This window comes from Flavobacterium sp. LS1R10, assembly GCF_003968825.1.
Lineage (GTDB): Bacteria > Bacteroidota > Bacteroidia > Flavobacteriales > Flavobacteriaceae > Flavobacterium.
The window spans coordinates 63,472-76,250 of sequence record NZ_RYDH01000002.1; the positions used below are offsets into that span (position 1 = coordinate 63,472).

The 12,779-nt window shown below is 33.7% G+C and carries 12 protein-coding genes; 1 reads left to right on the forward strand and 11 read right to left on the reverse strand.

Features of this window, described 5'->3' with window-relative positions:
• Positions 1 to 55 precede the first annotated feature (55 nt).
• The 11 genes from EKL96_RS05410 to EKL96_RS05460 all read right to left on the reverse strand — a co-directional run bounded on the left by EKL96_RS05410 (position 56) and on the right by EKL96_RS05460 (position 11,336).
• Positions 56 to 616 carry a hypothetical protein gene (locus EKL96_RS05410; protein WP_126459244.1) on the reverse strand — a complete coding sequence of 187 codons (561 nt, stop codon included), beginning with the start codon at positions 614 to 616 and terminating at the stop codon, positions 56 to 58.
• Positions 617 to 832: 216 nt separating this feature from the next.
• Positions 833 to 1,699: a molecular chaperone gene (locus EKL96_RS05415; protein WP_126459247.1), complete on the reverse strand. Its 867-nt coding sequence runs from the start codon at positions 1,697 to 1,699 to the stop codon at positions 833 to 835.
• 104 nt (positions 1,700 to 1,803) lie between these two features.
• Positions 1,804 to 2,331 carry a DUF4402 domain-containing protein gene (locus tag EKL96_RS05420; protein WP_126459250.1) on the reverse strand — a complete coding sequence of 176 codons (528 nt, stop codon included), beginning with the start codon at positions 2,329 to 2,331 and terminating at the stop codon, positions 1,804 to 1,806.
• Positions 2,332 to 2,811: 480 nt separating this feature from the next.
• Positions 2,812 to 3,222, reverse strand: a complete 411-nt coding sequence (locus EKL96_RS05425; RefSeq protein WP_126459254.1) for a response regulator — start codon at positions 3,220 to 3,222, stop codon at positions 2,812 to 2,814.
• Between the two features lie 84 nt (positions 3,223 to 3,306).
• The gene (locus EKL96_RS05430; RefSeq protein ID WP_126459257.1) at positions 3,307 to 4,068 is read right to left on the reverse strand and encodes a LytR/AlgR family response regulator transcription factor; all 762 of its coding nucleotides are present in this window, start codon (positions 4,066 to 4,068) and stop codon (positions 3,307 to 3,309) included.
• A gap of 1,034 nt (positions 4,069 to 5,102) precedes the next feature.
• Positions 5,103 to 5,822 (reverse strand): 6-phosphogluconolactonase, encoded by a 720-nt coding sequence (gene pgl, locus EKL96_RS05435; RefSeq protein ID WP_126459260.1) that lies wholly within the window; start codon positions 5,820 to 5,822, stop codon positions 5,103 to 5,105.
• Positions 5,806 to 7,416 carry a glucose-6-phosphate dehydrogenase gene (gene zwf, locus EKL96_RS05440; protein ID WP_126459263.1) on the reverse strand — a complete coding sequence of 537 codons (1,611 nt, stop codon included), beginning with the start codon at positions 7,414 to 7,416 and terminating at the stop codon, positions 5,806 to 5,808. Before zwf ends, pgl begins: the two co-directional genes overlap by 17 nt.
• Positions 7,417 to 7,433: 17 nt before the next feature.
• Positions 7,434 to 8,840 (reverse strand): NADP-dependent phosphogluconate dehydrogenase, encoded by a 1,407-nt coding sequence (gene gndA, locus EKL96_RS05445; protein WP_126459266.1) that lies wholly within the window; start codon positions 8,838 to 8,840, stop codon positions 7,434 to 7,436.
• 77 nt (positions 8,841 to 8,917) lie between these two features.
• Positions 8,918 to 9,559, reverse strand: coding sequence for a 3-hexulose-6-phosphate synthase (hxlA, locus tag EKL96_RS05450; RefSeq protein WP_126459269.1), 642 nt, complete (start codon positions 9,557 to 9,559; stop codon positions 8,918 to 8,920).
• A gap of 41 nt (positions 9,560 to 9,600) precedes the next feature.
• Complete coding sequence (gene hxlB / locus EKL96_RS05455; RefSeq protein ID WP_126459272.1) at positions 9,601 to 10,167, reverse strand: 6-phospho-3-hexuloisomerase; 567 nt, start codon at positions 10,165 to 10,167, stop codon at positions 9,601 to 9,603.
• 281 nt (positions 10,168 to 10,448) lie between these two features.
• The gene (locus EKL96_RS05460; RefSeq protein WP_126459275.1) at positions 10,449 to 11,336 is read right to left on the reverse strand and encodes an AraC family transcriptional regulator; all 888 of its coding nucleotides are present in this window, start codon (positions 11,334 to 11,336) and stop codon (positions 10,449 to 10,451) included.
• A gap of 441 nt (positions 11,337 to 11,777) precedes the next feature.
• On the opposite strand from EKL96_RS05460, the gene EKL96_RS05465 reads away from it, so the two are divergent.
• Positions 11,778 to 12,458 (forward strand): GNAT family N-acetyltransferase, encoded by a 681-nt coding sequence (locus EKL96_RS05465; protein ID WP_126459278.1) that lies wholly within the window; start codon positions 11,778 to 11,780, stop codon positions 12,456 to 12,458.
• The last annotated feature ends 321 nt before the right edge of the window (positions 12,459 to 12,779 follow it).

Consider the following 12,779-nt stretch of genomic DNA (forward strand, 5'->3'; position numbering starts at 1 on the left):
TTTTGCTAAAGGGAATTATTTTTTTAGAGAACTGCCTGAGTTGCGTCTATGAATATTAATTAGAATTTGTTTGATCAGTAGTGTTTTGAATTCGGATTTTTTCTAAACTAGCTGTCAAAGTTCTTGTGAAGATGTCAAGTTCAGTAACAGAATCTTTTAAATAGATACTTAAACTTTCTAACTCTTCTTTTGATATAGCTTTAGAATCAATATGATTTGTCAAACCTTGCATTCTAGAAATAGGACTTCGAACTTGATGGGAAACTTGAAAAAGCATTTCAGTAATGGATTTTAGGTATTTCTGTTTTTCTGTATCTTTTTGTAACAAGATTTCTTTGTATCGTAGAATAATAAAGCACGATATCCAGATAGAAAGAATGGATAAGAATTTGTTAGTAAAAACACTATAATACATTTCGATATGGTAGTAATCAATGGTATCAATAAGTGTTAAAATAGTGCATATTATGGCAAGTCTTATTATTTTATCTTTGTCTAAAGTATATGAAATAACTAAAGGAATTATATACAAAACAGCTATTGCTACTCCTAGAGGTACTTTTAAGTCTAATATGAATATAATTAGAACGATACTTGTTATAAGAATTTTTGGCATTATTAATTTTCTGTTCTATTAAATAATATATAAATCAAAAGGTTTATCTGTAATATAATTCTTTTGCGATTGCACTTATCTCATTATCATGCTTTGTTTTAGAAAAAAACGATGTCTTTCACGGCGTAATTTATCTGAAAATATTTTGATGTTTTGGTATGGTATTTTTTATCGTAATGTTTTCAAAAAACAAACAAAATTACAAACAGATGATTCTTATTTATTACTATTAATTTCCGTTTCAAGTGAATATTCTTCGTTGTCTGACAAATTAAGGAAGGCTTCAGCATAAGTAGTTTCTTGATTTGGGGTAGAATAGATCACCTGTAATTTTCCCTTGCTGTAATCAATACCTGGAATAGTATTGAGTTTAATTTTGGTTTTGCGCAAATTTCCAGGAGCATATACTGCAAAGCCTTTTATTAGTCCCACATTAGTACTAATTCCCTCAGGATAAATATAATTGACATTCAGTTCCCCATAAGCAGATTGATTGCCTGTGCGGTTTATATCCAAGTATAAATCCTGTGATGGCAGCAATGCCAAATTAGATAAGGTCACCGCGGTAGTTGCTTGTCCTATCGTAATAATATTGGCGATTGAAATCCCATAAACAGGTGTTAATTGAATATCTAAACTTTTTGGTTTGAGCGTATCTGTTGCGGTGGTTTCGTTTTCTAAAAGTTTCGTTTTAGGAACACCTCGAAAATACAGATGAGAGCGGTATTCGCCTTCTTTTAATTCGCTGGTTTTGATGAGTTGAATTTTTACTACCTGCGATTCATTGGGCGCCAAAGTTATGGTGCGGGGATAATAACGGAGATAAGGTGAGGCAAAATTTTGATTTTCTTCTGGTTCTTCTATCGTATTGAATTTACCATCTTCATCCATTTTAATCTGACTGTAGGATAATCTGTAAGTTGCGGTATCCTTACCGGTATTGGATAAATTAACATTTTGCACCCGGCTTTGAATTCCGTCAAAGACAATGCGTTTTGGGAATACCATTAAATCGCCTTGTGCCAGTAAGGGAAATGAAAAATTTAAAAAAAGAACCAGAATAAGAATACTTTTTTTAGTCATGAGGGTTTTAATTTTGTGGTATTTTGTTTTTCTATTTAATGAATTAAGCTCCTTAAAATTTAATTAAAAAGGGTGTTTATTTCTAAGCACCCTTTTTATTCAATTTAGTTGTAATTTACCGTAACTGCAAAACCATCAGCATTTGTATATGTTCCAACAACTTGACTAGCTAAAACATTTAGCGTAGCTCCAACAGTGAAGCTATTAGTACCATCAGTACCCAAAGTACCTTTACTATTGGTAAGTGAGCTTGTAAAAGTATTAACTATCATAGTATTGACTGTTCCTGTAGCTGTAGTTGTAAGTGTAAGTGAAGCTGGTAACGTAATATCATAACCATAAGATGCTTGACCTGTTACTGAAAATTCAGCAGCGGTAGGACTTCCAGTAATAGTAGTCAATTTAACTCCGCCAGTTGCAGATCTAACAGCAGCAGAAGTCATAACTAATGTACCTGCACCACCTGTTGCAAAAGAACCGAAAGTCATTGAAGTTGTTTTAGTAATTCCAATTGGCGCAACAATAGTTGTGCTTGTAGGAGCAGAGGCAGAAGCACTTTGTTGTGCCAAAGCACTTGTACTAAACACAGCAGTCAAAGCCATAATAGATAAAAGTGATGTAATTTTTTTCATTGTAAAAATAATTTGGGGTTAAAATTAAGGAGCAAGTGCAGGTTTTGCCCTGGTCCTTAATCAGTTTAAATAATTTGTTTTGTATTAGCAAAAGTGCCAATTCCGGAGCAAATGTATTTAGTCCGTTAATATATGTAAAACGAGAAGTAATAAATGATGGCTACTAAGTCATAAGTGAAAAAGAACCGAAGTAAGAATTATTTGATAAAAATTTAATAAAATCTTGGTTTTATTGTATTCATGCTTTTTAAAGGCTTTAAAAAAACATTAAAAAGTTAAAATTAACTAAAAGGACTTGAATTTTTAATAATTAAAGTTCTTATAAAAATGTATTATTGCTACAGTTATGCGTTCATTTATTGTATTTTCTTAAAAGGTTTAAAAAGATAATTTATAAACGAATGGAACTAGTTTCGAAAATTAAAAAAGAGTGTCTTTGCGGTTTAAAACAAGTTGTTTTTAAACGTTTCAAAATTAGCATCATTTGAGTATAATTCGATCCAGAAATTCTTGTGTAATAGGTTTTTGCTGAAAGGAAACTACATTTGGGTCCCTACAAACACGAATAATATCATGATTATCAATCGTGTTTGAAACAATAAATACTTTAACCTTATTTTTTAAAGTAAGCGGAAATTTATCATAAGCTTCCAGAAATTCAAAACCCGAAAAATGGGGCATATATAAATCTATAAAAATTATCTCAGGCAGCTGACCATGTCTTTCTTGATTTTCTTCTAAATATATCAGTGCTTCCCTTGCAAGTGAAAACTCGACAACCTTTTTTCCAAAATTATTATGGAGAATTATTCGAGAATTAATGTAGCGTTCAATTGGATTATCATCAATTAATAGCACTTTTTCGAATTTTGCTTTCAACTCGGTTTTCATGGTTTTAGTATTTAAGTGCAGTCATACAGGAAATATTTATTAGTTTACAACGAAAAAGAACTCCTATAATTTTGTGTGAAATTGTTATTCTTTAAGTTTAATAAATTTATTAAAATCATCTTGTCGTCTTTTGGCAACAGCCAAAAGTACACCATTAGGAAATTCGCAGAAATACCCCTCTTTTTTAGAAATTTTCACTATGTGACGCAGATTAATAATATACGAGTGGTGAATTCTAAAAAAATAGTTGGGATCGAGAATTGTACTGTATTCTCCTAAATTTTTACTCGATACGATTTTTTTACCATTTTGTAGAAAAAAAGTAGTGCACCTTCCTTCGGCCTTACAGTAAATTATTTCCGACATAGGAATGAGTTCAATTTTATCCAAGGAGGAAACCGCAACATAGTCGTTTGGCTGATTTAATGAGTTTAATAGCTCAAGTGCCTTGATTACCTGATTTTGATAGGATCGCTCCATTTTAATTCTTTTAATTCCTTTGTATACAGCTAAAAGAAGAGAATTAAAATCGACAGGTTTTAAAATAAAATCAATCGCATTTTGTTTAAATGCGATTACAGCATTTTGTTTATCGGCAGAAATGAATACCAGTTTAGGAATACTCTGTTCTAATTCATTGAGCATATCAAAAAAAGTATCATCTGTAAAGGAAATATCTAAAAATACGAGATCTGGTTTTTGTAATTGTATACTATTGATTCCTTCAATTATAGAGCTCGTTTCGTTTACTATTTTAAGAATTATAAAGTTTTCTTTTTCAAATTTTTTAATAATTTGTAAAGTGTCTTTTTCTTTCGTAATAATTACGGCATTAATAGGTATCATAGGTGTGGACTTAAGGGGTAATTGATCTTTAAAACCGATGAATACCATTAGATATTAATCTATAGTATTCATTTTTAGAATGTTATAAAAAAAATAAAATAATATTTTTGTGTATCGAAAATAAAACAATAAATAGCAATAGTACTCAGCAGTTCTTTAAATAAAAACAAAAGTAATAATCGTTACGTTTCCTGTATTAAGTGTTATTAAACAGTGTGTTTTTGCTAAAAAGGGTATCTTTTAGTTAATTTAATTTGGTGTTTCCATTAACACAATGGAATTTCCTATTTTTTATTGTAAAAGGATTGAGAATTTACAATCAAATAGTAGTCTTTTGATACTTTTAATGGTAATTTTAGAATTATATATTTTATTGATTTTAAGAAAGTTAGTGTTTATTTTTGATAAAAAAAAATTTTAAAGTATATATTTCCCTTTGAGTCCTAACAGTAGAGTAAGTTAGTTATGATCTGAGATTGTTTTATTTTATCTAACCGTGTAAGAGCGCTACACCATCCTTCTCAAAAAATAAACAATTTGAATGAAAAATGGATTTTGAATTTGGCTTTTTATTGAAGTGTTTTGTTTGGTTCAAAACTAAAAATATAATGATGAATAAGCCGATAAACATATTTTAAATATATATGTTTATCTGATACCTAAAGTATATTTTTTTACTACAGATTTTACACTTTTCCATTTTAAAAAATCTATGTATAACCCGGGAATCCGTGCCAGTTTTCTTTTAATAGAAGTAATTACAGAAAGACATAAAATTAAATATGGTTGTCCGTTACTTGTACCAAACTACATTTTACAAATGAAATTTAGCTCTTTTGTCATTTGACCAAAGGGAGAAATCACATAACGAGAGCAACTGATATGATTTCTCCTCCGTCGAAATGACAAAATAAAACGCAATGGTATTAGTAACGGATAGTCATAAAATTAAAAAATATTTTTGCATTGTGGTAAGCTAAAGATAATTAAACAAGACCGCTCAACTTAATAATGCAATGCAATTTAGCACTAAATTATTTTTCCTTACTTGTAGCAGCTTTATCGGTCAAGAACAATAATTCGCCATCCGATGGTTTAATTAATTGCATAGGATATTTTTCGGGATTATACGCTCCATATAAAACTTCGTTTAAGGCATAGGCTTTATTTTCTCCAAAAGTCACTACTACAATCTGTTTCGCTCTATTAATAAGAGGTGCAGTTAGAGTTATTCGAAACATAGTTTGAGACTCAAGATGATAGGCTGCTACCCACTTATCCTGTTCTTGCAATACGGCTTGCCCTGGAAAAAGAGAAGCAGTATGGCCATCATCGCCCATTCCTAATAAAATAAGGTCAAATTGTCCGTCCTCGCCTGTTATATTTTTAATAGATTTTTCATATTCCAACGCATAATCCTGAGGAGTAACACCTTCTCTATACATTGGAAATATATTATTTTTTGGTATATTTACAAGACTTAGTAGCGTATCGTTAGCCATTTTTGCATTGCTAAGTACATCATCAAGCGGTACCCAGCGTTCGTCACCCCAAAAAATAAAAATCTTTTCCCAATCTATTTTTGTCTTGTAGGAAGCTGTTGCCAAAAGGGCATAGATAGCTACAGGTGAGGAACCGCCGGTAAGCGCTACGACAAAGCGACCGCGTTTCTGTATTGCTTTTTCTGCAGCAGCTACAAATATATTGGCAGCCTGGCTTGTTATGTCTTCCTTAGTATTAAAAATTCTTACCATCAGCTGCTACTTCTACTTGTTTTGTTTGTACTGCTTTCTTATCTTTTTCTGCCTTGTCCGCTTTCTCTGCTTTCTTTCGTAGCTTTTCTTCTTCGGCATCTAGTGTATTTGATGCCCAAGAATGTCCCTGACGAGCAAGTAATTCATTTGCCGCTTCAGGACCCCAGCTTCCAGCTTCGTATTTGTGTAGACTTGAAAATTTATCGTTTTCCCAAGCATCCTGAATGGATGTTACCACATCCCAGGCTTCTTCGACCTGATCGGAGCGCATGAATAAAGTTGGATCTCCCTGTAAAGCATCTAATAAAAGGGTTTCATAGGCTTCGGTTGCTTGGGTAGAGCATGAAAAATAGTCAAAAACCATTTCAGCTGGTTTTAACGAAAGAGACAAGCCTTGTTTTTTAGTCATAAACTGCAGCCTAATATCCATTGCGGGCTGAATGTTTATGATTAATCGGTTTGGCATCATTCCTTCTTTTCCAAAAGAAAAAGTAGAATGGGGTACCGGTTTGAATTGTATAACGATAGAGGATTGTTTTTCCTTCATTCTTTTACCTGTTCGAACGTAAAAGGGAACACCTTGCCAACGCCAGTTATCCAAATAAAATTTCATTGCTACAAATGTTTCTGTGATGGAATTATCCTTCACCCCTTTTTCTTGCAGGTATCCAGCTATCGGTTTTCCTTTTATCGAAGCTTTTTCGTACTGGCCTCTCACTGTGTAGTGTTCTACTTCATCAGGAGTTATACGGCGTATTGCTTTTAAAACGTCAGCTTTACGGTTTCTGACCTCATCAGCTTGTAACGAAGTGGGGGCTTCCATGGCAACCATCGTTAAAATTTGCATCAGGTGATTTTGTATCATATCCCTTAATGCTCCGGCACCTTCATAAAAACCACCACGGTCTTCAACACCCACTTCTTCGGCAACCGTAATCTGTACCGAATCAATAAAGTTACGGTTCCAGAGCGGCTCAAACATTGAATTTCCAAAGCGGAAAGCTAGGATGTTCTGTACAGTTTCCTTGCCTAAATAGTGGTCTATGCGGTAGATTTGTTCCTCTTCAAAGGTTTTTGCTAATAGCTTATTTAAGAGCTCGGCAGAACTTTTATCATAACCAAACGGTTTTTCAATAATAATACGATCCTGTTCCGGATTCGCGGCAAGATCTAATTTCTTAATATTATTAGATATGGTTTCAATGAAAGAAGGTGCTATTGAGAGGTAAAAAAGTCGGTTGGCACGTACCCCAAAAGACGCATCTATGGCGTCTAACTTTTGTTTCATCAACACGTATGATTCTTCTTTGTCGATATCATTTTGCAAATAAGAAATATGAGAAGCAAATTGTTCGAACTCTTTTTCGGAGGCTATTTTATTTCTCGAAAACTCATTTAGGTTTTCACTGACATGGTTTCGGTAATGCGCATCACTGTTTTCGGCCCTTCCTAAGGCAATGATCTCAAACTTTTCCGGCATACGACCATCAAGATAAAGATTATAAAAAGCGGGGAAAAGCTTTCTTTTAGCTAAGTCACCGGTAGCTCCAAAAACAAGAATGATGGTTGGGTTTATAGTATTGAGATTATCCATTATGTTCCATTTAAAATTTAGTCATTCCACTCGGTGTGAAATATACCGTTAGTATCAGTACGCTCATAAGTATGAGCCCCGAAGTAGTCGCGTAATGCCTGTATCAGATTAGTAGGAAGGTTTTCTGATCGATAAGCATCAAAATACGCTAAGGAGTTCATTAGACCGGCAATAGGTATCCCTTTTTGAACGGCAAATTGAACGGTATTCCTTATGCTGGATTGATTCTCATTTAAGGTCTTTGCTATGCTATCATCGAGCAGTATGTTTTTCAGTTCACTATTTTTGGCGTAAGCCTTTCGGAAATCTTCCAATACTACCGAACGAATAATACATCCACCACGCCAAATTTTAGCGATTGTCTCCAAGTTCAATTCGTAATTATATTCTTTTGAAGCTTTTGTTAGCAAGGCTAATCCTTGGGCATAAGTAATTAATATGGAAAAATATAAAGCCCCTTTAAGTGTTTCTATGGCTGCAGGCAAGTCAGTATTGGTTTGTTCTGCATTCCAAATTAATTTTGAGGAAGCCTCAATTCTTTCCGGTTTATTTTTAGACATTTCCCTCATTGCAACGGCAGCATCTACGGTTGAAAGGGGAACTTCTAAGTCCATGGCATTTTGAGAAGTCCATTTTCCTGTTCCTTTGGATTTTGCCCAGTCGGAGATTAGATTTATTAATATCTGGCCGTCGGTATCTTTTTTCTTCAGGATGTGTCCTGTTATTTCAATCAGGTAGGATTCGAGTTCGGTGTTATTCCAGTCTTCAAATACTTTTTGAATTGTAGTGTCGTCTAGTTTGTATCCGCGTTTCATAAGATCGTATGCCTCTGAAATAAGCTGCATAATCCCATATTCAATTCCGTTATGCGCCATTTTCACGTAGTTTCCTGCAGATCCGTTGCCTAAGTATTCTACGCAAGGTTCTCCATTTACTTTAGCAGCAATGGATTCAAAAATAGGACGTAGCCTTTCATAGGCTTCTTTATTACCTCCGGGCATAAGGCTAGGGCCAAAACGGGCTCCTTTTTCGCCTCCTGAGATTCCCATTCCAAAGAAGTGGATTCCCTTGGCCGATAATTCTGTATATCTACGGTCAGTATCAGTAAAATATGTATTTCCGCCGTCGATAAGAATATCTCCTTTATCTAGGTGGGGCAGTAGGTTTTGAATGACAGCATCAACAGGTTTTCCTGCTGGTACTAATATCAGGATAGCTCTTGGCTGTCTGATAAGTGCAACAAAATCTTCGACGGCTGTTGTGGCTTTAATTCGGTGTTGGGAATTCGCTTCTTCTGTGAGAGAAAGAACTTTATCATCATCTAAGTCTAAGCCAGCTACAGCATAACCTTGGTCGGCCATATTTAAAAGTAGATTACGCCCCATAACTCCTAGGCCCACTATACCAAAATCGAATGTATTCATAATTAGTATGTAAATTTATTATTAGAAAAAAAAAGGCTGGACTTTATTTATAAAGTCCAGCCAAAATTAATCAATTATTAGGCTACAGTAACACTATTTATAGCTTCTTTTAATGCTTTTGCCGCAGCAGCCGGATCTTCAGCACCATAAATGGCACCACCAGCAACAGCTACATCTGCACCAGCAGCTACAACATCCTTTATTGTACTAATATTCACACCACCTGCTACAGAGAAAGGAACTTTTGCTAGTTTACCTTCACTAATCAGTGTTTGTACAGAATATCCTGCTAATGTTTGTTCGTCAAGACCAGCGTGTAGTTCAACAAAAGCAACTCCAAAAGCAGTTACTTCTTTTGCTCTTTGTACTCTATCTTTAACTCCAATAGTATCAACTACTACTTTTTTACCATATTTTGCTGCAGCTTCTACCGCGCCTTTTACAGTTGCATCATCTACAGCACCCATAACGGTTACTAGATCTGCTCCAGCTTTAAATGCAATCTCAGCTTCTAGAAAACCGGTATCTGCAATTTTCATGTCTGCAAAAATTAATTTGTCAGGGAAAGCAGTTTTCATTGCTGTTACCACACTAAGTCCTTCCGATTTAATAAGCGGAGTACCTAATTCTATAATATCTACGTAAGGTGCTACTTTGTGTGCTAGTTCTAATGCTGCTTCTGTAGTAAGTAAATCAATTGCGACTTGTAATTTTGTCATGTCTAAAATGTTTAAAAAAATTAATAATATTAAAAAAATCGTTATTCCAGGTTGGCGTGTTTGGGCCATAGGTCTTCTTTGGTCAACTTTGATTCTTGCCAAAGCGACATAAAAACGCTCTCCAGGATAAATAATATAAACTGTTCAAAAAGGCTGCCTGCATACTGCTCGGAGACCGAAGCCCCAAAGTCAGTTTTTGTTGCCGCTTTTATGAATATGATATGGTCTGCCACTTCTGCTAATTTACTTTCTGCATCGGCAGTCAGCGCAATAACTGTTGCTTTTTGAGCCTTCGCTTTCACCGCTGATGAGAGTACTGAAGAAGTAGTGCCGGATCCTGATGCTAGCAGTAACAAATCACCTTCAAGAATGGCGGGTGTATTCGTTTCTCCTACTATGAATACCGTATAGCCTAAATGCATAAATCTCATGGCTGCCATTTTTAATGCAAGTCCGCTTCTCCCTGCTGCCATTACAAAAATTCGTTTGGCTACTTTAATTTCGTTAACCAAAACCTTTATCTCTTGAGGATTAATCTCATTTGCTAATTTTAGGTTTTCCTCCAAAATAACATGCAGATTTTTGTTTGTCAAAGTGTTACTATTCATTTTGTTTTATTTTTAAATAAGCGATACGCTCCTACTATCATTCAAATTAGTACACCAATGAAATTGGGTAATTTTGATCGATTTTTTTCGAGTGTGTGAGGTATTGCGTGATTGAAATTACAGGATGCCTTTATAATTTTAATTTTTTCTATTCAGAATTAAATAGAATAATAAAGCTGTAATCGATTTTTTGCAACAGTAATTAATCTCTATTTTGAATAGTATTAATTACTGATGCAAAGATAGATCAGAAGGAAAGGAGGGATGTTATATATACAAGACTATGCGGTATAAATTTGCGCCAGGCCATTCTGAAGGTCCGTTGGCGTTTCCTTTAGCTTAGCTCTTACAAATTTATTAAGAGCTGATGGAGAGCTAAACCCAAGGTCAAATGCGATTTCTTTGTGAGAGCGATCCGTAAACAGTAATTGTCTTTTAATTTCGGTAAGGATCCGGTTGTGGATTGCATTTATTGCGGTTTCGCCAGAATATTTTTTATTTAGTGCATTTAACTTTTTAGTGCTGATAGCCAGTTTTAAGGCATAGTATTGTACAGTGCGCTCAATTTTATATTGATGGTTCAAAAGTTTTTTAAAGGCTATATAGGTATTCTGGTCAGGACCTTGAGTGTCCTGATGTAAAACAGGATGTTGGCCATGGATTGATTCAATGAGTCCCAAAAGGAAGATTTTGATATAAAAACGGGCCTGCTCTTTTTTAACTAGGCTAGGGGCATTATAAATATCCTGTATGTTCTTTATAATAGGTAGGACTTGTTCAAATTCTAGGCTAGAAAGTGCGGTACAATTAAGGTGGGCCGATAAGTTTACATTATAGGCACTGAGCTCATTTTTCAATATATCTGAACAGAACAATACTTCTTCAAATAATATAATTTTGCCAGATAAATCAGTTGACAAATTTGACAAAAAGTGGATTTGATCCGGAAACAGAATAGAAATTTTTCCTGAATTTAATAAATGAATTTTGTCTTCGATATGTACTTTAATACTTCCTGATTCCACAAGTATGATACAAAAATGATCTTTTTTATGTGGTTTCAAATAATCTTCAGCACTTGCTGTCCCAAGGTCAAAAACCCGGAAGGACAAATTTTTATCATCCGTTTTTTGAATGTTTTTTTTAATCTCAAACCTCTCTAAGTACATAGGATATTTTTTATATAAGTGCTGAGTGCGCTCTAATAAACGACTTTAATGCATCAAGTTTATTATAGAGTCATTTTAAATGATGCTTGTAAACCTAATTTATTAAATTTAAAACACTTCTTTAGTACAATTTTCATTAGTAGCTTTTCAATAATAGCTTAATAATCAAGGGATTTTAATTATAAAAGGTAGTGTCAGTAATTTTAAACATTAAAGATCAAGGACAAATATACTCTTTTCTTATCTTAAGATATTGATTCAGCTTGAAATTAGGCTCAAAACTAGATTCAGTACGGTTCTTAGAGCACTAATAATGAATTTTAATTTTTATATTGAAGGAACTAACATTACCCGCAAAAAGAGTGAAACATAAATGACGTTAATTTTAACGGATGAAAAAGTACGTAAAATTGATGATCAACTTTCAAAAACTAAATTATTATGAAAACACAAAACGATAAAAAATTAGATAATCCAGTTTGGTTTTCGTTATTAGAAACGCATCAAAATTTTGCTATGAATTCTGGCAATATAAAATTCTATCCTCCGGATTATTGCCCGTTTGGTGGTTTTGAAAAAGGCGATGCTATTGCTAAGTCTATCGATAAATACGCTGCGATGGTTGATAATTTCTTTATTGTTGGAGAAAAACCAGAACTTTCAAATCTATTGACGATTAATAAAGAATTGGTTTGCCTTCAAATGATTGTTTACAATCCAATCGACATTCTAGTTAATGATCGAATCATACAACTGACTGACGAACATATTGATGCTTTATATGCGTTGGTAAATTTGGTGCAGCCAGGGTATTTTAAAAAGAAAACCGCTTTATTAGGCAATTATTATGGTATTTTCAAAAACAATAAACTTGTTGCCGTGAGTGGTGAGCGCATGCAAATGAATGATTTTATCGAAGTCAGCGCAGTAGTAACACATCCCAATCATACCGGAAAAGGATACGCCAAACAATTAGTTGCCCATACAGTAAATGAAATTTTTAACCAAAATAAAATACCTTATTTACATGTAATTGAAGACAATAGCACAGCCATAACACTCTATCAAAAACTGGGTTTTACAATCAGGCAAAAAATTAGTTTTTGGTATATTACCAGGTAAACTTGTGGATTGAGAACAATTTTGTAAATCCTGAAAACGCACTAGCTGAGCCCAATTAAAAATCTGGACAACAATAACTTAAAAAAATCATCATAAAAGAGTTTGTTTTTAATGATTATAAGTAGCAAGAAAGATATATTGTCGCAATTATTAAAAAGAGTTTTTGCCACAGATTGTAAGGATTAAAAAGATTTTTAAAAATCTGTGAATCTGTGGCAGTTATTTAGTTATTACCTCTGTGACTTTGCTCCGAGGTAGTTTATTAAAAAAGGACTAAAAACTAAGTACTTAAAACAATATTTTTCAATAAAAAACTAAACT